This window comes from Aquimonas voraii, from assembly GCF_900101825.1.
GTDB classification, from domain to species: domain Bacteria; phylum Pseudomonadota; class Gammaproteobacteria; order Xanthomonadales; family Xanthomonadaceae; genus Aquimonas; species Aquimonas voraii.
This window is the reverse complement of the sequence record NZ_FNAG01000005.1, coordinates 68,570-91,143: the sequence shown is the minus strand read 5'-3', so window position 1 is coordinate 91,143 and position 22,574 is coordinate 68,570. Positions and strand designations below refer to the sequence as shown.

At 70.9% G+C, this 22,574-nt stretch carries 9 protein-coding genes; 6 read left to right on the top strand and 3 right to left on the bottom strand.

What is annotated here, in order from left to right:
* Positions 1 to 144: 144 nt before the first annotated feature.
* The 3 genes from BLP83_RS10230 to BLP83_RS10220 all read right to left on the bottom strand — a co-directional run bounded on the left by BLP83_RS10230 (position 145) and on the right by BLP83_RS10220 (position 5,484).
* Entirely contained in the window at positions 145 to 918 is a 774-nt protein-coding gene (locus BLP83_RS10230; protein WP_091242198.1) for an SDR family NAD(P)-dependent oxidoreductase, read from the bottom strand.
* Between the two features lie 69 nt (positions 919 to 987).
* A complete protein-coding gene (locus tag BLP83_RS10225; RefSeq protein ID WP_091242196.1) occupies positions 988 to 3,951 on the bottom strand; it encodes a bifunctional diguanylate cyclase/phosphodiesterase in 2,964 nt (987 codons plus the stop codon).
* A 126-nt stretch (positions 3,952 to 4,077) separates the two neighbouring features.
* Entirely contained in the window at positions 4,078 to 5,484 is a 1,407-nt protein-coding gene (locus BLP83_RS10220) for a TIGR03013 family XrtA/PEP-CTERM system glycosyltransferase (RefSeq protein ID WP_091242194.1), read from the bottom strand.
* 80 nt (positions 5,485 to 5,564) lie between these two features.
* Between BLP83_RS10220 and BLP83_RS10215 the strand changes: the two genes are divergently transcribed.
* From BLP83_RS10215 to BLP83_RS10190, 6 genes are all read left to right on the top strand, one after another.
* The gene (locus BLP83_RS10215) at positions 5,565 to 6,857 is read left to right on the top strand and encodes a nucleotide sugar dehydrogenase (protein WP_091242526.1); all 1,293 of its coding nucleotides are present in this window, start codon (positions 5,565 to 5,567) and stop codon (positions 6,855 to 6,857) included.
* 302 nt (positions 6,858 to 7,159) lie between these two features.
* Complete coding sequence (locus BLP83_RS10210) at positions 7,160 to 8,167, top strand: NAD-dependent epimerase (protein WP_091242192.1); 1,008 nt, start codon at positions 7,160 to 7,162, stop codon at positions 8,165 to 8,167.
* 25 nt (positions 8,168 to 8,192) lie between these two features.
* A complete protein-coding gene (locus BLP83_RS10205; protein WP_091242189.1) occupies positions 8,193 to 19,532 on the top strand; it encodes a hybrid non-ribosomal peptide synthetase/type I polyketide synthase in 11,340 nt (3,779 codons plus the stop codon).
* Positions 19,533 to 19,544: 12 nt separating this feature from the next.
* On the top strand, positions 19,545 to 20,345 hold the full coding sequence (locus tag BLP83_RS10200; protein WP_091242188.1) for an acyltransferase: 801 nt from the start codon (positions 19,545 to 19,547) through the stop codon (positions 20,343 to 20,345).
* Between the two features lie 135 nt (positions 20,346 to 20,480).
* A complete protein-coding gene (locus BLP83_RS10195) occupies positions 20,481 to 20,729 on the top strand; it encodes an acyl carrier protein (RefSeq protein ID WP_091242185.1) in 249 nt (82 codons plus the stop codon).
* 5 nt (positions 20,730 to 20,734) lie between these two features.
* The gene (locus tag BLP83_RS10190; protein ID WP_091242183.1) at positions 20,735 to 22,309 is read left to right on the top strand and encodes a class I adenylate-forming enzyme family protein; all 1,575 of its coding nucleotides are present in this window, start codon (positions 20,735 to 20,737) and stop codon (positions 22,307 to 22,309) included.
* Positions 22,310 to 22,574 lie beyond the last annotated feature (265 nt).

Here is a 22,574-nt window from a genome sequence, read left to right as displayed (position 1 = left end):
TTGGGCTTGCGGGTCGCGAGCACGCTCGCTCCTGCATGCGGCCGCGATTCGGGATTCGGGATGGGTGGAGCGTCCCACGGCGACGACCATGGGCGATCCCTCCCCTTCCCAGGAGCCTGCCCGCAGGCGACCGCAGCCGGCGGTCTACCAGGGAATCTCGCTGCCGTCATAAGCGAGGAAGCGGCCGCTGTCGGCGGCACTGCTGGCTTCGATGACCTGCAGCAGCTGCGCGGCCGAGTGTTCCGGGCTGAACAGCTTGCCGGCCGGAACGCGGGCCTTGAACGGTGCGGACAGCGGGGTATCGACCGTGCCTGGATGCAGCTGCAGAACCGCCAGCTTGGGGTGGCTGCGCTTCAACTCCACCGCGAGCGTGCGCATCAGCTGGTTTTGCGCGGCCTTGGCGGCACGGTAGCTGTACCAGCCGCCGAGGCCGTTGTCGGCGATCGAGCCGACGCGCGCGGAGAGGCTGGCGATCACGCCGGGCTGCTTCGCATCGAACAGCGGCAGCAGGGCCTGCGCCAGCAGGATCGGCGCGAAGGCGTTCAGCGTGAAGCTGCGCTGCAGGGCGTCCTCGCTGAGCTGGGACAACGATTTCTCCGGCTGCAGGCCCTCGGCGTGCAGCAGGCCGGCGGCGTTGAACAGCAGATGCAGAGGGCCGGTGTGGCCGCGCACCGTCTCCGCCAGCCGCTGCCGATCGCTGTGTCGCGTGAGATCGGCGTCGACGCGCAGGATCCGGTCACTGTGTGCGGCCGCCAGCTCGGCCAGCGCAGGGGCGGCGCCGGCATGACGCGCCACGGCGACCACGCGGGCGACATCGGATCGCTGCAGCAGCGCGGCGGCGGTGGCGAGGCCGATACCGCTGCTGGCGCCGGTGACCAGCGCGTGGACGGGCGATTCGAGACCGGCGATCAGGGGCATGGGCGTGCTCGCGCTTTGGGCAGAACCCGCCCAGTGTTGGCGCTGCCGCCTGAAGACGGCGCGAGGGCTTCAGCCTGCCGCGCTGCGACGCGCGGCGAGCAGTGGCTCCAGCGGCTGCGGGCGGGCGAACAGGTAGCCCTGCCCGCGCAGGCAGCCGAGCTGCTGCAGGCGGCTTCGCTGGGATTCGGTCTCGATGCCCTCGGCCACCACTTCGAGATCCAGCGAACGCGCCATGGCGAGAATGGCCGAGACGATGGCCTCGCCGCTGCCGCCACCGTCCTGCTGCAAGGGCGTGACGAAGCTGCGGTCGATCTTCAGCATCTGCAGGGGGAACTGGTGCAGGTAGCTCAGCGAGGAATAGCCGGTGCCGAAGTCGTCGAGCGCGGTCTGCACGCCGCGCGCATGCAGGCGCTCCAGCGCGGTGCGCACGCGCTCGGGATTGCGCAGCAGGGTGCCCTCGGTGAGTTCGATATGGACCCGCGCCGGAGCGAGGCCCTGCGCCTCGATCATCGCGACCAGGCGATCGGCGAAGTCCTCGCTCGCGAAGTGCCGCGGCGAGACGTTGAGGTTGACGAAGCCGGCGTCGCTCCCCAGCTGATGCAGGCCTCGACAGGCGCGCTCGAACAGCTGCCAGTCGATGGCCTCGATCATGCCGCTGTCCTCGGCGACATGCAGGAACTCGGCGGGCCCGAGCAGGCCGCGGCGCGGATGGCGCCAGCGCAGCAGGGCCTCGTAGCCGACGGTCGCGCCGCTGTCGAGGTCGACGATGGCCTGGAAGTGCGGTTCGAACTGACAGCGCAGCAGGGCTTCGCGCAGGTCCAGCTCAAGCGCGAGCTGCGCCTTCGAGGCCAGCTCCAGGCCTTCCTCGAAGTACTGGAAGCGGTTGCGACCGGCGGCCTTGGCCCGGTACATGGCGGTATCGGCGGTGCGCAGCAGGTCCTCGCCGCTGACGGTGTCGGCGCCCCCCAGGGCGATGCCGATGCTCACCGAGGGCTGCACGCTGCTTTCGGGCAGGGCGATCGGCGCCGCCATCGCCTCGATCACGCGCTGGGCGACCAGCGTCGGCGTCTCCGGATCGTGGAAATCCTCCAGCAGGATCGCGAACTCGTCGCCGCTCAGGCGCGCCACCACGTCGTTCTCGCGCACGCAGGAAAGGAAGCGCCGCGAGACCTCGACCAGCACAGCGTCGCCGGCCGAGTGCCCGAGGCTGTCGTTGATTACCTTGAAGCGATCGACATCGAGGTAAAGCAGGGCGAAGCTCTGGTCCGGATGGCGGCGGACGCGTCCGAGCACGCGCTGCAGGCGGTCGCGCAGGTAGCCGCGGTTCGGCAGACCGGTCAGCGCGTCGTGCAGCACCTGGTGTTCGAGCTGGGCCTGGATCGCTTCGCGCGCCTGGATCTGCTCGCGCAGTTCGCGGGTGCGCTGCTCGACGCGCTGTTCCAGCAGCTGGTGCGAGGCGCGCAGGTCGGCGGCGGCGCGGCGGCGCTCAAGACTGGTGGCGATGTGGTAGGAGACGAAGGCCAGCAGGCTCTGGTCCTGCGGCCCATAGGTGACTTCACCGGTGTAGCTCTGCACGACGACGGCGCCGATCACGTGCCGTGCGCCGATCAGCGGCACGCCCAGCCAGGACAGGGCCACGGCGCCCTTCACTTCGCATTCGCCAGCGGCGATCAGGCCGCTGATGTGCGCACGATCGGCGAGCAGGGGTTCGCCCTTGCGGATCACGTACTCGGTGATGCTGTTGCCCATCGGTCGAGAGCCCGGCACGCCAGGCGTTTCGTCGACGAAGTAGGGGAAGTGGAGGGTGCCGCCGTCATCCGAGACCAGCGCCAGATAGAAATTGCGCGCCGGGATGAGGCTGCCGACGATCGCGTGCATGGCGGCACAGAACTCGGCGGTGTCGATGTCCTTGCCGGCGAGTTCGGCGATCCGGTACAGGGCCGCCTGCAGGCGCTCGCCGCGCTCGCGCTCGCGCACTTCGTTCACCAGCACAAGATTGGCCTGGGCCAGCTCATCGGTGCGGGCAGCCACCAGGGCCTCGAGCTCGGCGCGCGAGCGGCGGCGCTCCAGGGCTGTCAGGATGTGGCTGCCGACGTAGCTCAACAGGGCTTGATCGGCGGCGCTGAAGTGGATGGCCTCGGTATAGGTCTGCACCGCCAGCATGCCGCGTACGCGGCCGTTGGCAGTCATCGGCACGCCCAGCCAGCTGTAGGGCTCGCTGCCAAAGCGGCGCAGCGGGCCCTGCACCTGGGCTTCGATCTCATCAAGGCTGCCGCGCAGGGCATGGCCGCTGGTCAACACGTGCCAGGTCAGTCGATGGCGGTAGTGCTCCAGCGGCTTGGGATGGTAGAGCTCGACCACCAGCGATTCGTCGTTGGCGTCGGCGAAGTAGATGAACTCGACAGTCTGTTGGTCGGTGTCGTAGAGCGCGATATAGAAGTTCTCGGCGTACATCAGGCCGGCAACGATGCCGTGCAGGCCGCGCAGCATGGCGGCGCGATCCTGCTCCTCGGCGGCCATCTCGGTGATGGCGAACAGGGCGCGCTGCACGCGCTCGGTGTGCTCGAGCTGGCGCAGACTGTCGTGCAGCAGGGCGATCTCGATCAACTCCTGCAGGCGCGCCGACAGCAGTGGCCGCAGTACCGCGGCCGGCCATCCCGGAAGGCTCGGCTGGGGGCCCGGCGCGGTGAGCAGCACCACCGCGCCTCCGCCGGAATGGGCGGCCAGCAAGGTCGCCTGACGCTGGCCGTTGGGCGCCTGCTCGACGCCGTCACTCGCCATCAGCGCAGCCTCCGCCAGCGCCAGTTCCAGGCCCTCGGCACCGGCCGGACAGGCGCTGATCGCCTCGGGCCAGCGCAGGGCATGCAGCAAACGCGGCGGCGGTGCCCCCGCTTCGGCCGGCAGCAAAGCCAGCAGACGCCGGGCGAACTCGTCGAGGCTGGGTGCCGACAGCAGCTGCACCAGCGCGGCCGCGGCATCGACCGGCGGCGGGCTGGGAGCTAGGCTCGGTGCAGGCGTGGCGGAAGACGGCATGAAGAGCTCGACGTGCCCGCGGATCGGGCGGCGGTGGCCTCCTGCAAGATCAACGCCAGTCCAAGTCCAAGGCCCGGTGATCCGTGACCCGCGCCGACGCCCGGTGAGGGCCGGCGCGTGAGCGGTTCAGCGCGCGCCCTTGCCGAACAGCACGACCTCGAAGGTCTGCAGCAGCACCAGCAGGTCGAACATCAGGCTGTGGTTCTTCACGTAGTACAGGTCGTACTTGAGCTTCTCGTCGGCGTCCTTCACCGAGGCGCCATAGGCATAGCGCAGCTGGGCCCAGCCGGTGATGCCGGGCTTCACGGTGTGGCGGAGCGCGTAATAGGGGATCTCCGCCGACAGCTGCTCGACGAAGGCGGGGCGCTCTGGACGTGGACCGACGAAGCTCATCTCGCCGCGCAGGACATTGATGACCTGCGGCAGTTCGTCGATGCGCAGCTTGCGGATGACCCGTCCGACCCGGGTGATGCGGTCGTCGTCGGTCTGTGCCCAGCGCGCCACGCCGTCCTTCTCGGCGTCTTCGCGCATGCTGCGGAACTTCAGCACCTTGAAGACCCTGCCGCCCTGCCCGACCCGCTCCTGACGGTAGATGATCGAACCGCGGAATCCGCTTTCGGCCCAGATCAGTAAGGCGGTCAGCAGCATCAGCGGCAAGGCCAGTACCAGCAGCAGGCTGGAAGCGGCGATGTCGAACGCGCGCTTGCTGGCCATGCGCACGGCACCCGCATCGAAGCCGCGCGAGAACACCAGCCAGGACGGGTTGAGCACGTTCATCTTGATCTTGCCGCTCTCGTGCTCGAAGAAGGTGCCGACCTCGGTGACGATGATCCCGCGCAGGCGTGCCTGGATCAGCGCATCCATGGGCAGGGTGCCGCGGCGCTCATCGACGGCGATCACGATCTCGTCGACGTCGTGCTGGCGCAACAGCGCGGTGAGACCCACATCGGCGTCCAGGCGCAGCGCCTCCGGCACGGCGTCCGCATCGCCCGGCATGGGCAGGTAGCCGACGATCTGGAAGGTGCGCTGATCGGACAGCCGACGCAGGCGCGTGGCGATGAGGGCGGCCTTGTCGCCGACGCCCAGTACCAGCACCCGCCGCCGCAGCGCTTCCGCGCCCACCGACTTCAGGGCGAAATAGCGGGTCAGGATGATCGAGGCCAGGCCCAGGACCATGGCGATGAACATGACGCCGCGACCGATCGGACTGAGCGGCAGCAGGTACTGGAAGGCGATCAGGAACAGGCCACCAGCGAGGAAGGCCACCGCGGCGCGGACGATGTGTCCGCTCAGGCCCTCGCGGCTCTGCGAGATGTACATGCCGAGCGCGGTCATCGCCAGCACATGTACGCTGGCGAACAGCAGGGCACGCGGCAGGATGTCGCCGAAGGCACGGTCGAGCAGCGCGGTGTCGCCGAGAAAGCGCAGGATCGCAGCCGCGTAGAAAACCAGTACGAGCACGCTGAACTCGACCAGGGCCAGGATCAGGACCCAGCGTCGGGCGGGGTGGAAGGCATCGGAGATCGAGCGCATGGTCGAGGGCGGAAGCGGTCTGCTCGGTTGGGCGTGAAGGCTGCTAAACTGTGAGCCACATCACATTGGATGGCAAGACCATGACGTTTGCGCGTTCGGCGGATGAGGCTTCCCTGCGGCTGGCGGTGATTGGCCTGGGCTATGTCGGGCTGCCGCTGGCGGTGGAGTTCGGCCGCCAGCTCGACACCCTGGGTTTCGACATCAATCCCGCCCGCATCGATGAGCTGAGGGCCGGGCGCGACCACACTCTGGAAGTCTCGGGCGAGGAGCTCGCCGCGGCGCGGCAGCTGGGGTTCTCGACCGATCCGGCCGAACTGCGCAGCTGCAACGTCTTCATCGTCACCGTGCCGACCCCGATCGACGAGGCCAAGCGCCCGGACCTGCGTCCGCTGGTCGGCGCCAGCGAAACCGTGGGCCGCGCGCTGAAAGCCGGCGACGTGGTGATCTTCGAGTCGACCGTCTACCCCGGCGCCACCGAAGAGGTCTGCGTGCCGGTGATGGAGCGCCTGTCGGGCCTCAAGTACAACCTCGATTTCTTCTGCGGCTACAGCCCGGAACGGATCAATCCCGGCGACCGTACGCACCGCCTTCCCGACATCGTCAAGGTCACCTCGGGTTCGACGCCCGAGGTCGCCGAGTTCGTCGACGCGCTGTACCGGCGGATCATCCGCGCCGGCACCCACAAGGCCAGCAGCATCCGCGTCGCCGAGGCCGCCAAGGTCATCGAGAACACCCAGCGCGACCTCAACATCGCGCTGATCAACGAGCTGGCGCAGATCTTCCACCGGCTCGGCATCGACACCCACGAGGTGCTGGCCGCGGCCGGCACCAAGTGGAACTTCCTGCCGTTCCGGCCAGGCCTGGTCGGCGGCCACTGCATCGGCGTCGACCCCTACTACCTGACCCACAAGGCGCAGGAAGTCGGCCACCACCCCGACGTGATCCTGGCCGGCCGCCGTATCAACGACGGCATGGGCGCCTACGTGGCCCAGCGGGTGGTGCGGCTGATGGCGCGCCGGCGCCTGCCGCTGGTCGATGCGCGGGTGCTCGTGCTCGGACTCGCCTTCAAGGAGAACTGCCCGGACCTGCGCAACACCCGGGTGATCGACGTGATCGACGCGCTGGCCGACTACGGCTTGAAGGTCGACGTGCACGACCCCTGGGTCGACGGCGCCGAAGCCCGCCACGAATACGGCCTGGACCTGGTCGACACCCCTGTCCCGGCGCTGTACGACGCCATCGTGCTGGCGGTCGGCCATCGCGAATTCGCCGCGCTCGGCGCCGCCGGCATCCGTGCCTACGGCAAGCCGGGCTCGGTGCTGTTCGACGTCAAGAGCCTGCTGCCGCGTGAAGCGGTGGATGAGAGGCTTTGAGGCCGGGATTCGGGATTGGGGATTGGGGATTGGTCCGAAGGGCGCAAAGCGCTCGCGAACGCTGGCGCTCGGGCTTCGATATCCGCTTGGGCGATCCCGGTCGACTCGGAGTTGGCTCAGCAGACCGTCACTGCGGAAATCCAGCGCACAGTCTCAAGCCCGCGCCAACCGTCCAACCGTCGGTCGAATCCCGAATCCCCAATCCCCGCCCTTACTGTGAACTGAAACACACTTTTACCCCAGCCGCTGCTATCCTGCGCCGCAAGGCGTGAACTGCATCCCACTTCTGCGAGCCCCGCTTCATGCGCGTTCTGGTCACCGGCGCTGCCGGCTTCATCGGTTCCACCCTTGCCCACCGCCTGCTCGACCGCGGCGACGCGGTGCTGGGCTACGACAATCTCAACGACTACTACGACGTCCGCCTGAAGGAGGCCCGGCTTGAGCGGCTGACGCCGCGCGCCGGTTTCTCGTTCGTGAAGGCCTCGCTGGAGGACCGCGCGGCGATGGAGCGGGCCTTTGCCGACTTCCGCCCGCAGCGCGTGGTGAACCTGGCCGCCCAGGCCGGCGTGCGCTACTCGCTGGAGAACCCGCGCGCCTACATCGAGGCCAACATCGTCGGCTTCATCAACATTCTCGAATGCTGCCGCCACGGCGGCATCGAGCATCTGGTCTACGCCAGCTCCAGCTCGGTCTACGGCGCCAACCGCAAGCTTCCGTTTGCGGTCGAGGACAGCGTCGACCACCCGGTCAGCCTGTACGCGGCGACCAAGAAGTCCAACGAACTGATGGCCCACACCTACAGCCATCTGTTCGGCCTGCCGACCACCGGCCTGCGCTTCTTCACGGTCTACGGGCCCTGGGGCCGACCGGACATGGCCCTGTTCCTGTTCACCCGCAAGATCCTGGCGGGCGAGCCGATCGACGTCTTCAATTTCGGCAAGCACAGCCGCGACTTCACCTACATCGACGACATCGTCGAGGGCGTGGTGCGTACGCTCGACCGCGTGCCCGGGCCGGACCCGAGCTTCGACCCGCTGCTGCCCACGCCGGCCAGCTCCAGCGCGCCCTACCGCGTCTACAACATCGGCAACCACCGCCCGGTTCAGCTCTCGCGCTACATCGAACTGCTGGAGCAGGCGCTCGGCCGCAGCGCCGAGAAGCGCCTCCTGCCGCTGCAGCCCGGCGACGTGCCCGACACCGAGGCCGATGTGGGCGCGCTGATGCGCGACACCGGCTACAGCCCGGAGACCCCGGTGGAAATCGGCATCCAGCGCTTCGTCGACTGGTATCGCGACTTCTACCGGGCCTGATCACGCAGCATCGGGGGAGCTGCCCATGGCCAGCGCAAGGTCCGAACCCACGTCCCTGCGGTATTGGCTGCGGCGCGCCGCCGAGCGTTGGCCGGCCGCACCGGCCCTGCTCAGCGCCGACGCCCGCTTCGACTACGCCCAACTCTGGCAGGCCGTCGAAGCGCGGGCGGCCGCGCTGGACGCAGCCGGCCTGCAGCGCGGCGAGCGCGTCGCACTCGCCGCCGAGCGTTGCGCTGAAACGCTGATCGACCTGCTGGCGGCGATCGAGCTGGGCCTCTGCTATGTGCCGCTCGACCCCAGCTATCCCGATGCGCGGCTGGCCGCGATGCTGGAGGACGCCGCGCCGCGCGCGGTGCTGGGCCGCGAATCCGATCTGCTGTCGCTGGAGGCGCGGCTGGGCCCACTGCCGCGCCTCGGAGCGATGCAGGCGCACACCCGGCCGCATGCCGGCGAATGCGAACTCACCTATGTGCTGTTCACCTCCGGCTCGACCGGCCGGCCCAAGGGCGTGGCCATGGGGCCGCGCCCGCTGGCGCATCTGATCGACTGGCACGCCGCGCACCCGCGCCTTGGCCCGCCGGCGGTCACCGCCCTGTTCGCGCCGCTGTCCTTCGACGTGCATTTCCAGGAGATCGTTTCAACGATCGCCACGGGCGGCTGCATGGTCCTGCTGTCCGAGGCCGAGCGCCGCGACCCCGACGCCCTGCGCGCGGCACTCGTCCGCGAGAAGGTGCAGCGCCTGTTCCTGCCCTATGTGGCCCTGCAGATGCTGGCCGAGGCCTGCGTCGAGGCCGCGCCGCCGCCGCTGCGCGATGTGGTCAGCGCCGGCGAGCAGCTGCAGGTGACCGACAGCATCCGCCGGCTGTTCGCACGCCTGCCCGGCAGCGCCCTGCACAACCACTACGGGCCGACCGAATCTCACGTGGTCACCGCCTTCGAGCTGGAGGGCGATCCGGCGGCGTGGCCGGCGATCCCGCCGATCGGCCACGCCCTGCCGCATGTGCGAATCGCGCTGGGGCCGCTGGAAGACGTGCAGGATTCGAACGAAGGCGAGCTGCTGCTCGGCGGCGAGACGCTGGCTGAAGGGTATCTCGGCCGCGCCGAGCTGAGCGCCGAGCGCTTCGTGGAGACCGCGAACGGCACGCAGTACCGCACGGGTGACCGCGTGCGGCGCGATGCCGACGGCCTGCTGCACTACCTCGGCCGCGCCGATGCCCAGCTGAAGATCGACGGCTACCGCATCGAACCCGGCGAGATCGAACTGGCCCTGCTCGGTGAGGGCACGCTGCGCGATGCCGCGGTCGGCGCCTGCGAGCTGCCTGGGCTCGGCAGGCAGCTCGTCGCCTGGGTGGTGGCGCGCGAGGCCGACGACGAGAGTGTGCTGATAGAAGCGCTGCGCGCACATCTGCGCGAGCGCCTGCCGGCCTATATGCAGCCGCTGCGCTACGTCGTGCTGCCGCGCTTGCCGACCACGCCCAGCGGCAAGATCGACCGCCGCGGCCTGCCGGCGCCGCAGGTCGACGCGAGCATCGACCACACGCTGCCGCCGCGCGCGCGCCTCTTGGCGCTGTGGCGGGAGGCGCTGGGCCGCAGCGAACTGACTGAACACGACTCGGTCTTCGCCGCCGGCGCGCGCTCGCTGAGCGTGCTGCGGGTCGTCGCACAGGCGCGCGCGCAGGGGATCGAAGGCCTGAGCGTGGCCCTGATCTACGACCGCCCCAGCGTGGCCGCGCAGATCGCTGCGCTGGAGCGCGGCGCGGCCCTGACGAAAAGAACGCAGCGCCATGCGGCCGACGCGCAGGCGCCAATCGCCATCATCGGCTGGGCCCTGCGTGCACCGGGCAGCCGCGATGTCGAAGCCTTCTGGCAGAACCTGCTGGAAGGCGTCGAAGGCCTGCGCCGCTTCCGTCGCGAGGAGCTCGACCCGGCGCTGCCGCGTGAGCTGATCGAACGCCCCAACTTCGTCGCCGCGCGCGGCGTGCTGGAGGATGCCGACCGCTTCGACGCCGGCTTCTTCGGCCTGTCGAAGAGCGAGGCCACCCTGCTCGACCCGCAGCAGCGCCTGCTGCTGGAGCTGGCCTGGACCGCGCTGGAGGACGCCGCGCTCGACCCACAGGCGCTGGCTGCGCAGGGCGAACGTGTCGGCGTCTACGCCGGCACCGGCAACAACAGCTATGCGCCGGCCCTGCGCGCTGCCGAGCCAGAGCGCGTGGCCGCCAGCGGCGAGTTCGCCCTGATGCTGGCCAGCGAGAAGGATTACGTAGCGACGCGCATCGCGCACCGACTCGACCTGCGCGGGCCGGCCGTCAGCGTGCACACGGCCTGCTCGACCGGCCTGGTCGCGGTGGCCGAAGCCGTGCAGGCCCTGCGCGCGGGCCGCTGCGAAGTGGCCATCGCTGGCGGCGCCTCGGTGCTGGTGCCGCAGCAGTCCGGCTACCTGCACATCGAGGGCGGCATGGAATCCGCGGATGGCCGCTGTCGACCCTTCGACGTCGAAGCCTCGGGCACCGTCTTCAGCAGCGCCGGCGCGCTGGTGGTGCTGAAGCCCCTGCAGCAGGCGCTGGACGACGGCGACACCGTGCACGCGTTGATCCGCGGCGTGGGAATCAACAACGACGGCGCCGGCAAGGCCAGCTTCACCGCGCCCAGCGTGCAGGGCCAGGCCGAGTGCATCCGGCTGGCGCTGGACGACGCCGGCCTGTCGGCCACTGCGATCGGCTATGTCGAGGCGCACGGCACCGGCACCGCGCTCGGCGATCCGATCGAGGTCGAGGCCCTGCGCCGCGCCTATGCCGAAGACGCGGCGCCGGCCGCTTCGGTGGTGCTGGGCTCGCTGAAGTCCAACCTCGGCCACACGGTCGCCGCGGCCGGCGTGCTGGGGCTGATCAAGGCCGCGCTCTGTCTTGAACGCGGGCGCATTCCCGGCACCCTGCACTACCGCGCGCCGAACCCGCAGATCGATTTCGCCGCCACCCCGTTCCGCGTCAGCGCCGAAACCCAGGCCTGGCCCCGCGGCCCGCTTGCGCGGGCGGCGGCGGTGAGCAGCTTCGGCGTTGGCGGCACCAATGCGCATGTGGTCTTGGGCGAAGCGCCTTCGCGCGCGCCGCTGATCGCATCGGACGCGCCGAGCCTGCGCCTGTTCCCGCTGTCCGCGCTCAGCGCCGAGGCGCTCACCGCGCGAGCCAGCGATCTGGCCGATGCGCTGGAGCGCGAGGCCCTGCCGCTGGACGCGGTGCTCGCGACGCTGGTGCGCGGCCGCAGTGCGCTGCCGCAGCGGCGCGCGGTGGCGGCGCGCGACCGCGCCGAACTCATCGCCACCTTGCGCCGCGAGGCCAAGCCGGAAACCGCCGAGCCATCTCCACGTCTGGTCTTCCTGTTCCCCGGCCAGGGCTCGCAGCATCCGGGCATGGCGGCAGCCCTGCATGCCGAGGTGCCCGCCTTCGCCGAAGCGCTGGATGCCGCGCTGGCCGCCGCCCAGCCGCTGCTGGATGTGGACTTGCGCGCCCTGCTGCTTGAAGCCGGCGACAGCCGCGCCAGTGCCCTGCTGGCCGAAACCCGCTATGCGCAGCCCGCGCTCTACTGCATGGAGGTCGCGCTGGCGCAGTGGCTGGCCAGCCTGGGTCTCAAGCCCGCCGCGCTGATCGGCCACAGCCTCGGCGAGTACGCGGCCGCCGCCGTGGCCGGCGTGCTGTCGATCGAGGACGGCGCGCGCGCGGTCTGCGCGCGTGCGGCGGCGATGTGGGCACAGCCGCGCGGCGGCATGCTGGCGGTGCGCGCTGGCGCCGATGCGCTCAGCGAGTACGTGCGCGACGGCATCGAGATCGTCGGCTACAACGCACCGCAACTCTGCGTGCTCGCGGGCCCCGCCGCCGCCATCGATGCGCTCGAAGGCGCGCTGGGCGAAGCCGGACTGCAGGCGACGCGGCTGATGGTCTCGCACGCCTTCCACAGCGCGGCCATGGACGGTGCGCTGCCGGCGGTGCAGCAGGCGCTGTCGAAGATTTCGCTGAGCGCGCCGCGGCTGCCGGTCTACTCCTGCGTCAGTGGCGCGCCGCTGCGTGCAGACGAGGCGACCGACCCCGCCTACTGGGCGCGCCAGGTGCGTGCGCCGGTGCGCTTCTCCGATGCGCTGACGCGCGAGCTGGCCGAACCCGGCACGGTGCTGGTCGAGCTCGGCCCCGGCCAGGCCCTGACCGCACTCACCCGTCAGCACCGCGATGCGCAGGGCCGCGCGCCGCGCGTGCAGCCCCTGCTGCCGCCGCCGACGGCCTCGGCCGACGCGGCCCTGCATGCGGTCGAAGCCATCGGTCGCCTGTGGTGCGCCGGCCTGCCGCTCGACTGGCCGCTGCCGCGCGATGCGCGACGCGCGCATTTGCCGACCTATCGCTTCGCCGACACCCGCTTCTGGTTCCGCGCACGCCAGCCCGCCTGCGCCGCACCGTCCATTGATTCAGCCGCTGAACCGCTGGCCGCGCCGAGTCACGCTGCCGAGGACCTGCCCATGGCCGATCGCCGCCCCACCCTCGCCCTCGAACTGCGCCGCCTGCTCGCCGACGTGGCCGGGCTCGCGCCCGAGGATCTGTCGCCATCGGAAAGCCTGGTCGAACAGGGCCTCGATTCGCTGAGCCTGACCCAGGCCACGCTGGAGCTCGAGCGCGTGTTCGGGATCAAGCTGCGCTTCCGCCGGCTGATGGAAGACCTCGACACGGTCGAGCATCTGGTCGAGTTCCTGCACGCCGAGCTGCCGCCCGAGCGCTTTGCACCGGCGCCGACCGCGGCGGCGAACACGCAGGCGGCCGCCGGCGCAGCTGCGAGCAGCGCCGCCCTGAGCGCTTCGACCGCCGTGCTGCCGCCACTGAACGCCCTGCCGACACGGCCCGCCGACGCCGGCGTGCTCGGCCTGATCCAGCAGCAGATGGCGCTGATGCAGCAGCAGCTGGCCCTGCTGGGCGGTGCCTCGCTGCCGGCGCCTGCGGCCCTTGCTGCCGCGAATGCGCTGGCTCCGCCCACGGCGGCCGCCACCGCGACCCCGTCGAGCGCGCCGCCGCCGGCGGCCCGGTCCAATGTGTCCATCGCCAACGCTGGCAGTGCCGGCTCGGAGGGCGAGGACAAGGCCGACCTGATCGCCAAGCCCTTCGGCGCCTCGGCGCGGATCACGGTCAAGCCGGTGCAGCAGATGAGCGCCGCCCAGCGCGCCTGGCTGGATGACTTCACCGCGCGCTACCTCGCCCGCAGCGGCCAATCGCGGGCCTTCAGCCAGCGGCACCGCGCGCGCATGGCCGATCCGCGCGTGGTCACCGGTTTCAATCCGCTGTGGAAGGATCTGGTCTATCCGATCGTGGCCGAGCGTTCCGACGGCGCGCGGGTCTGGGACATCGACGGCAACGACTACATCGATCTTCTGAGCTGCTTCGGCGCCAACCTGCTCGGCTACCAGCCCAAGGCGCTGGTGCAGGCGATGCACGCCCAGCTCGATCGCGGCCTCGAAGTCGGCCCGCAGCATCCGCTGGCGGCCGAAGTCGCCGACCTGATCAGCGAGTTCACCGGGCACGCTCGCGTCGGTTTCTGCAACACCGGCTCGGAAGCGGTGATGGGCGCCATGCGCATCGCCCGCACGGCGACCGGGCGCAAGACCATCGCCATCTTCACCAACAGCTATCACGGCATCTTCGACGAGGTGATCGTGCGCGGCACCCGCCAGCTGCGCTCGCTGTCGGCCGCCCCCGGCATCCTCGCCAACGCGGTCGAGAACGTGCTGGTGCTGGACTATGCCTCCGACGAGGCGCTCAAGGTGCTCCGCGAGCGCGGCCACGAGCTGGCGGCGGTCATGATCGAGCCGATCCAGAACAAGTATCCGACCCTGCAGCCGCGCGCCTTCGTGCAGGCCCTGCGCGAGATCTGCGACGGCTGCGGCGCGGCCCTGATCTTCGATGAAGTGGTGACCGGCTTCCGGCTGGCGCCGGGCGGCGCCCAGCAGTTCTACGGCGTGCGCGCGGATATCTGCACCTACGGCAAGATCATCGGCGGCGGCCTGCCGTTTGCCGCGATCGCCGGCAGCGCGCACTGGTTGGACGCGCTCGACGGCGGCCACTGGGCCTACGGCGACGACAGCTATCCCGAGGCCGGCGTCACCTACTTCGCCGGCACCTTCGTCCGCCACCCGCTGGCGCTGGCAGCGGCCAAGGCCACCTTGAGCGAGCTCAAGCGCGGCGGCCAGGCGTTCTACGACGATCTCAACGCGCGCACGCAGGGCCTGGTCGACCGGCTCAACGCCGCCTTCGTCGGCCGCAGCGCGCCGGTGAAGGCCGTGCACTGCGCCTCGCTGTGGCGCCTGCAGTGGGACGAGGACCAGAAATACGTCAGCCTGTTCTACTACCTGGCGCGCTTCCACGGCCTGCATCTGTACGAGCAGTTCGGCCACTTCGTCACCGCCGCCATGGGCACGGCCGAGCTCGACCGCATCGTCGAGGTCTTCGTCGGCGCGCTGGATGAGCTGATGGCGCTGGGCTTCATCAGCCGTCGCGACGGCGCGCCGCCGCCGGAGCGCGCGCGCGTCGAGCAGACCGACGCGAAGTCGCCTGCCGCCGAGCCGCTGGAGGGCCCGCTCAGCCCCGGCCAGGCCGAGCGCTGGCTGGCGGCCAGCTTCGACGAGAACGCGCTGCGCGCGCTGGACGAGACCTTCAGCCTGGAGCTGCGCGGCGAGCTCGACCGCGCGACCTTGGAAGCGGCGCTGCGCACGGTCTGCGCGCGCCATGCCGCCTTCCGCCTGCGCATCGAAGCGGATGCGCCGCGTCAGGTCGTTGATGCACAGGCCCAGCCGCGGATCGAGATCATCGATCTTGACCAGGCCGGCGAGCCCGAGGCGGCGCTGCGCTCGGCGCTGGCCGCCGCCGCCCAGCAGCGCTTTGCGCTGGGGCGCGCCCCGATGATCGCGCTCAGCCTGTTCTGGCTCGGCCCGCAGCACGCCGTGCTGCATCTGATCGCCAGCCATCTCGTGTTCGACGGCTGGGCCGCGAGCACCTTTCTCGCCGAGCTGGCCGCCGCCTATCGCGCGCAGTCGCAGGGCCTGGCGCTGCCGCTCGGTCCCGCCGAATCGCCGATCGCCTTCGCCGCCGCCGAACGGGCGCGCTTCGATTCGCCGGAAGCCGCCGCGGATCGGGCCTTTTGGCTGGAGACGCTGCGCGAGCCGCCGGCGGCGCTGAGCCTCGGTGACTGCGAACCGACGGGCGCCCGCCAGTTCGGCGCCGACACCCTGCAGCTGCGCTTCGAAGGCCCCCTGGTCGCGGCCCTGCGGGCGCTGATGAAGCGCGAGCGCTGCACCCTGTTTCCGCTGCTGCTCAGCGCCACGGCGACGGCGATCCAGCGCCTGAGCGGGCGCGCGGATTTTGTTCTGAGCCTGCCTTATGCCAGCCAGGCCCTGGCGCGCCACCCGGCCCTGCTGGCCGACGGCGTGCTTGATCTGCCGCTGCGCCTGCGCCTGCCGGAGCACGCGCAGGTGGGTGCGGCGCTGGCGCCGGTACGCGCGGCGCTGATGGATGCGCTGGAGCACCCGCACATGACCCAGGGCCTGGCGGCACGGGCGCTGGGGCTGGTGAGCCGCGGCGATCGCGCGCCGCTCAGCGGCGTGTTCTTCAACCTCAATCCGCGCGTCGATCTGTCCGGCTTCGCGCCGCTCAGCGCGCAGATGCGCGAGGGCCGCAAGCCCGGCCTGCTCGGCGAGCTGATGTTCAATTTCTACGATGAGGGCGATGCGCTGGCGCTGGATCTGCACTACAGCGTCGAGTTCTTCAGCGCCGAGCGCATCGGTGTCATCGCCGACCTACTTCAGGCCGCCCTGCACGAACTGGCGGGTCTGCCGGCGGCATCCACGCCGCGTGCGTCTGCGGCACCCGACAGTGCTGCAGACGCATCCACACGCATCGAGGCGCTGACAGCGGCCTGCGCCGCGCGCTGCGGCGAAGCCATCGCGCTGCGCTTCGAAGACCAGGTGTGGACGCACGGCGAACTGGACGCGCGCGCCAACCGCATCGCCCAGGCCCTGATCGCGCGCGGCCTGCGGCCCGGCGACTGGGTCGGCCTGTGCCTGCCGCGCGGCCCGGATCTGGTCGCTGGCCTGCTCGGCGTGCTCAAGGCCGGCGCGGCCTACGTGCCGCTGGACCCGGGCTTTCCGCTGGCACGGCTGCGCGAAATGGCCGAGGACGCCGGCCTGCGCCTCTTGCTGAGCGATCGCGAGGGCGCTGAACGACTCGCCCTCGATGGCGTCGACTGCCTGCGCCTCGATGCCGACGCCATCGAGATCGAACGGGCGTCGACGCAGGCGCCCCAGCTGAGAATCGACGAGGACGCCCCGGCCTATGTCATCTACACCTCGGGCAGCACCGGCAAGCCCAAGGGCGTGGTGGTGCTGCACGCGGGCGTGGTCAACTTCCTGCGCAGCATGGCGCACACGCCGGGCTTCAAGCCGGGTGAGCGCCTGCTGGCGGTGACCACGCTGAGCTTCGACATCGCCGTGCTCGAACTGCTGCTGCCGCTGGTGGTGGGCGCGGAGATCGTGCTGGCCCAGCGCAACGATGCGATCGACGGCGCCGCGCTCTTGCGCCTTATCGAGCGCCACGGCGTGCAGCTGATGCAGGCCACGCCCAGCACCTGGCATCTACTGCTGGAAGCCGGCTTCCGCGCGCCGGCCGGCTTCCGCGCCCTGTGCGGCGGCGAGGCGCTGAGCCCGGCGCTGGCGCAGCGCCTGCTCACGGCCGGCGTCGCCGAGCTGTGGAACATGTACGGGCCGACGGAGACCACGGTCTGGTCGACCTGCGCGCGCATCCGCGATCCGGCGGCGATCACGGTCGGCCGGCCGATCGACGCCACCGTGGTGCGCGTGCTGGATGAGGCCGGACGCGAGTGCGGCGTCGACGTACCCGGCGAGATCTGTATCGGCGGCGCCGGCGTGGCCCGCGGCTACCACGCCCGCCCCGAACTCAGCGCCGAGCGCTTCATCGCCGACCCGTGCAGCACGGCGCCCGGCGCGCGGCTGTACCGCACCGGCGATCTCGGCGCCTGGACGGCCGCGGGCGAGCTGCGCCACCTCGGTCGCATGGACCACCAGGTCAAGCTGCGCGGCTACCGTATCGAGCTGGGCGAGATCGAGGCCGCGCTCGAATCGCAGCCGCAGATCGCGCGCGCAGCCGTCTGCGTTGAGAACTTCGGGCCGATGGACGAGCGCCTGGTGGCGCATGTGCAGGCGCGTCCGGGTCAGTCGGTGCCGGCACTGGGCGAGCTGCGCCGCGCGCTGGGCTTGCGCCTGCCCGACTACATGCTGCCGCAGGCTCTGCGCGTGCTCGACGCCCTGCCCCTGCTGCCCAACGGCAAGATCGACCGCAAGGCGCTGGCGGCCGCGCCTTCCGGCTCGACGGCCGGGCCGGTGGAACCGGCGCCGGTGCCGACTTCCGGCGCGACGGCAAGCGAAGCCGAGCGCGTCGCCCTGATCGCCGGCCTGATGGGCGAGCTGCTGCAGGCACCGCCGCTCGCGCCCGAGCAGAGTTTCTTCGAGGCCGGCGGACATTCGCTGCTGGCGGCGGAGCTGGCCGGTCGCCTGCAGAAGCTGGGCCATGCGCGGCCGCCCCTGCGTCTGCTGTTCGAGGCGCCAAGCCCGCGCGCGCTGGCCGCGCGGCTGCAGGGCACACAAGCGGTCAACGCGCCGATTCCCGCCCGCTTCGATCGCAGCCGGGCGCCGCTGTCGGCCGTGCAGGCCGGCCTGTGGTACCTCGAAGGCAGCAGCAGCGACGGCCGCGTCAACCTGCTGCCTTCGGCCCATCGCCTGCGCGGCCCGCTTGATCGCGCGGCCTTCGAGGCCGCCCTGCGCGATCTCGTCGCCCGCCAGCCGGTCCTGCGCAGCGTGCTGGTCGCAGGCGAGGCCGGTCTGCAGCAGCGCGTGCTGGCGGACTGTGCCTTCGCGCTGGCCTTCGTCGACCTGTCCGCGCTGGCGCGCGCGCAGGCCGAAGCCGCCGCCCTGCAGGGCGCGGAGATCCTGCAGTCCGAGCCGATCGACATGCGCCTTGGCCCGCCGTTCCGGGCCGCGCTGTATCGACTGGGCGCGGAGGAGCATGTTTTCGTTTTCGTGGTCCACCACTTGGTCTGGGACGGCTGGAGCTTCGACCTGCTCTACACCGAGCTGGCCGAGCTGTACGCAGCCCGGCTCGAACAGCGCGCGCCGCGACTGCCTGCGCTTGCGGTCGACTACGGCGATTTCGCGGCCTGGCAGCAGGCGCAGCTGGCAGCGGACGCGTATCGCGGTTCGATCGAGCACTTCAAGCGCAGCCTGCTGCCGCTGCCGCGCGCCCTGAACCTCTCTCCAGCCCGCGCCGCCAACGATCGGCTGAGTGGGCGCGGCAACTCGCTGCTGGTCATGCTGCCGATGGACGAGCTGCACCGCCTGCATGCGCTGGCCCGCCGCCACGGCACCACCCTGTTCGTGGTGCTGCTGGCGGCCTGGGCGACGGAGCTGGCAGCGATCGGCGAGGCCGACGATCTGGTGCTGGGCCTGCCGGTGCGCGGACGCGAGCGCCCTGAACTGCTGCCGGTGATGGGCTGTTTCGTCAACGCCGTGCCGCTGCGCCTGCGTCCGCGAACGCTGCCGCTGCGGGCGTGGCTGGCGGAAGTGCATGCCGCCCTCGCCGAGGTGCTGGGCCACGCCGAACTGCCGCTGGACGCACTGGTGCCCGAACTGCGGCGCGCTGGCGCCGAGCCGCAGCGCACGCTGTTCCAGACCCTGTTCTCGTTCCAGGACGCGCGCGATCGCATCACCCACTGGGGCCCGCTGGAGCACGCGCGTTTCGATGTGCCGGTCCGCAACTCCGCCCATCCGCTCGGCCTGTGGTGCGTGGAGGCGCCGCGCGGCCTCGAGCTGCTGTTCAACTACAGCACCGACGTGCTCGACGCGGATCGGGTCGAAGCCTGGGCCAACCGCTATGCGCAGCGGCTGCGCGAGTGGTGCGCGCTGCCGGCGGAGGCCACGATCTCCGCGGGGACCACCGCGGCGGCGGCGGCCGCGACGTTGACGGCGGACTCCGCCCTGGCGCTGGTGCGGCAGCTGTGCTGCGAGGTCCTGAAGTTGCCCGCGGTGGCGCCCGAAGACAACTTCTTCGACCTGGGCGGCCACTCGCTGCTGGCCTTGGACTTCATGGCCCGGCTCGAAGCCCGCAGCGGCCGGCGCCTGTCCCTGCTGCGTCTGGGCCAGGCCAGCCTGCGCGGCCTCGCCGAGGAGCTGGCCGGTGGCGCTGCGGGGCCGGCGCAGGTTGTGGCCGCGGGCGCGGTGCAGGCGCAGGCCGCACCCGCCCAGGGCTGGCTACAGCGCCTGTTCGGACGCTGAGGAGCCGCATCGATGAGCCTGTCTTCCCTGCGCCACTGGGCCGCGCGCGCCGATCATCCGCTGGCGCGCGCGCTGCGCTCGACCAAGCGGCACCTGCAGCACTTCACCCTGCCGGCGCCGAAGCTGGTGGTGAAGCCGATGCTGTGGCTGTTCCTCGGCCTGCGCGCGATCGTTTTCTTCGTGCGCGGCAAGCTCATTGCCGAGCCCCTGCTGAAGGCCTACTGCACCCGCTTCGGGCGCGGCGTCACCGCTGGCATCTATGTGCCCTGGGTCACCGGCCGCGGCGAGCTGGTGCTTGGCGACTACGTGCAGTTCAACGGCAAGTTGAGCCTCAAGTTCGCGGCCAGCTTCGTGGCGCGGCCCAAGCTGCACATCGGCGACTACAGCGATATCGGCCATGCGGTGAGCTTCGTCGTCGGCCGCGAGATCCGCCTGGGCCGCCACGTACAGGTCGCCAGCGGCGTTAGCTTCCGCGATTCCTCAGGCCACGCCAGCGACCCGGCCGCGCGTCTCGCCGGCGCGCCGCCCGCCGACGAGGACGTGCGCGCGATCGTCGTCCACGACAATGTCTGGATCGGCGCCGATGCGATGATCCTGCCCGGCGTCGAGATCGGCGAGGGCAGCATCGTCACCGCGCGCAGCATTGTCAGCGCGAACGTCGCCCCCTACACCATCGTCGCCGGCAGCCCGGCGCGCCGGGTCGGCGTGCTGCCGCGGCCGGGCGAGCCGTCGGCGGAGGCTGCGGAGGCTGCCGCGGCCGCCCCGCCCGCAACGCCGCAAGAGCCGCCGCTGGCCAAGCCGGATGCCGCCTGAGTGCTAGCATTCCGCGCCCCGGCACCGCCTGCCGGATCCGATCGGCCCGGAACCCGCGCCTGCCCGCCACGCGCGGCCGCGTTGCCGATCCCTTCACACGCATGGGCCGACGGCCCGCACATCCGGAACACCTGCATGAGCCCGATCGAAACCCAGGTCCGCGCCTTCCTGGCCGATGCCTTCCCCACCGCTGGCGACACGCCGCTGGCCGCCGAGACCAGCCTGTTCGAGGCCGGCATCATCGATTCGATGGGCGTGCTGACCCTCGTGACCTGGCTGGAGGAGACCTACGGCTTCACCGTCGACGACGATGAAGTGCTGCCGGAGAACATCGACGGCGTCGGCGCCCTGGTGCGCTACATCGGCCGCAAGACCGGAGCCTGAGCCCCATGAAGCGCTTCGAGGCCTTCCTGCGCGAGGCCGCCGCGCGCCGTCCGCGGCACACCGCCCTGGTCTGCGGCGAGGAGCGCCTCGACTACGCCGGCTTCGACGCCGCCGTCGAGCGCTGCGCCGCGGCCCTGATGCACAAGGCGCAGCTGGCGAACGGCGAGCGCTGCGTGGTGTTCGCCGAGAACCGCATCGAAACCTGCGTGTCGATCTTCGCGACCCTGCGCGCCGGCGGCGTGTTCAGCGTGATCAACCCGACCACCAAGGCGCACAAGCTGGCCTTCGTGCTGGGCAACTGCGAAGCCAGCGTGCTGATCACCCAGCTGAGCCTGCTGCCGGCCGCGCTGGAAGCCGCCGCACAGACCCCCAGCCTGCGTCGCATCGTGGTGATGGACGCGACGGCCGAGTCGGATCTCGGCGCGCTGGGTCTGGGCTGGAACGGCTTCCTCGACTCGACCGCTGCACGGCTGCCGACGGCGCCGCGCGGCATCGATATCGACCTGGCCATGCTGGTCTACACCTCGGGGTCCACCGGCAACCCCAAGGGCGTCATGATGACGCACAAGAACATTCTGCACGCCGCCACCTCGATCACGACGTATCTGGAAGCGAGCGAGGACGAGGTCGTGCTGAGCGTGCTGCCGCTGGCCTTCGACTACGGCCTCTACCAGCTGCTGATGGCGGTGCTGAAGGGCTACACCCTGGTGCTGGAGCGCAGCTTCGCGTTCCCGCAGAAGGTGCTGCCGCTGCTCGAGCGCGAGCGCGTCACCGGCTTCCCGCTGGTGCCGACGATCGCCGCGATGCTGGTGCAGATGAAGAGCCTGAAGCCGGAGTGGGTGGCCCCCGTGCGCTTCCTGACCAATACCGCGGCCGCCCTGCCGCCGGCGCACATCCTGAAGCTGCAGGAGATCTTCCCCAACGCCCGCGTGTTCTCGATGTACGGCATGACCGAGTCGAAGCGCTGCACCTGGCTGCCGCCGGCCGAGCTGGCGCGTCGCCCGGACAGCGTCGGCATCGCCATTCCCGGCACCGAGATCTGGGTTGCCGACGACCAAGGCCGGCCGCTGCCGCCGAACACGGTGGGTGAGCTGGTCGTGCGCGGCGGTCATGTGATGCAGGGCTACTGGCGCAACGAGGAAGCCACCGCCAAGGCGCTGAAGCCCGGCCGCTACCCGTGGGAGAAGGTGCTGCACACGGGCGACCTGTTCCGCATGGACGAGGACGGCTTCGTCTACTTCGTCGGGCGCAAGGACGACATCATCAAGTCGCGCGGCGAGAAGGTCGCGCCGAAAGAAGTCGAAGCCGCGCTGTACGCACTGCCGGGCGTCAAGGAAGCCGCCGTCGTCGGCGTGCCGGATGAAGTCCTGGGCCGCGCGATCCGCGCGGTGGTGGTGCTGGCCGAGGGTGTGGCGCTCGATGCGCGCGCGATCATCGCCCACTGCCGCAGCCAGCTCGAGGATTTCATGGTCCCGCGTGAAGTCGAGTTCCGCGACAGCCTGCCCAAGACCAACACCGGCAAGATCCAGCGCGCGCGCATCCAGGCGGAAGCCGAGGGACGCGAGTTCAACGAGGATTGAGCGCTGCTGCCTGCAAGCTCGCGCACGGCGGCACGGTGGGCACAGCCGCGATGCGGTCCCTGGGGCGGGATCGCGAGTGCCGGTGTCCCAAGCAAGCGTTCGGCGCATGGTGGGCCAGGGCCCACCCTATGCAGGCTTGCGCATGCCACAAGGCTGAGGCAAGGCTCGGCCCCTTCGCTCCAAGCGACGACGAGGCAGTACGGCGATACGGCCGTGCGAAGCCTCAGAACTGTCGCGGGGGTCAAGCATCCGCTGGGCGATCGCC

Excerpts from the sequence above, each read along its gene's own strand:
- BLP83_RS10230 (WP_091242198.1), bottom strand. The coding sequence starts at position 918 with ATGCCCCTGATCGCCGGTCTCGAATCGCCCGTCCACGCGCTGGTCACC.
- BLP83_RS10225 (WP_091242196.1), bottom strand. The coding sequence starts at position 3,951 with ATGCCGTCTTCCGCCACGCCTGCACCGAGCCTAGCTCCCAGCCCGCCG.
- BLP83_RS10220 (WP_091242194.1), bottom strand. The coding sequence starts at position 5,484 with ATGCGCTCGATCTCCGATGCCTTCCACCCCGCCCGACGCTGGGTCCTG.
- BLP83_RS10215 (WP_091242526.1), top strand. The coding sequence starts at position 5,565 with ATGACGTTTGCGCGTTCGGCGGATGAGGCTTCCCTGCGGCTGGCGGTG.
- BLP83_RS10210 (WP_091242192.1), top strand. The coding sequence starts at position 7,160 with ATGCGCGTTCTGGTCACCGGCGCTGCCGGCTTCATCGGTTCCACCCTT.
- BLP83_RS10205 (WP_091242189.1), top strand. The coding sequence starts at position 8,193 with ATGGCCAGCGCAAGGTCCGAACCCACGTCCCTGCGGTATTGGCTGCGG.
- BLP83_RS10200 (WP_091242188.1), top strand. The coding sequence starts at position 19,545 with ATGAGCCTGTCTTCCCTGCGCCACTGGGCCGCGCGCGCCGATCATCCG.
- BLP83_RS10195 (WP_091242185.1), top strand. The coding sequence starts at position 20,481 with ATGAGCCCGATCGAAACCCAGGTCCGCGCCTTCCTGGCCGATGCCTTC.
- BLP83_RS10190 (WP_091242183.1), top strand. The coding sequence starts at position 20,735 with ATGAAGCGCTTCGAGGCCTTCCTGCGCGAGGCCGCCGCGCGCCGTCCG.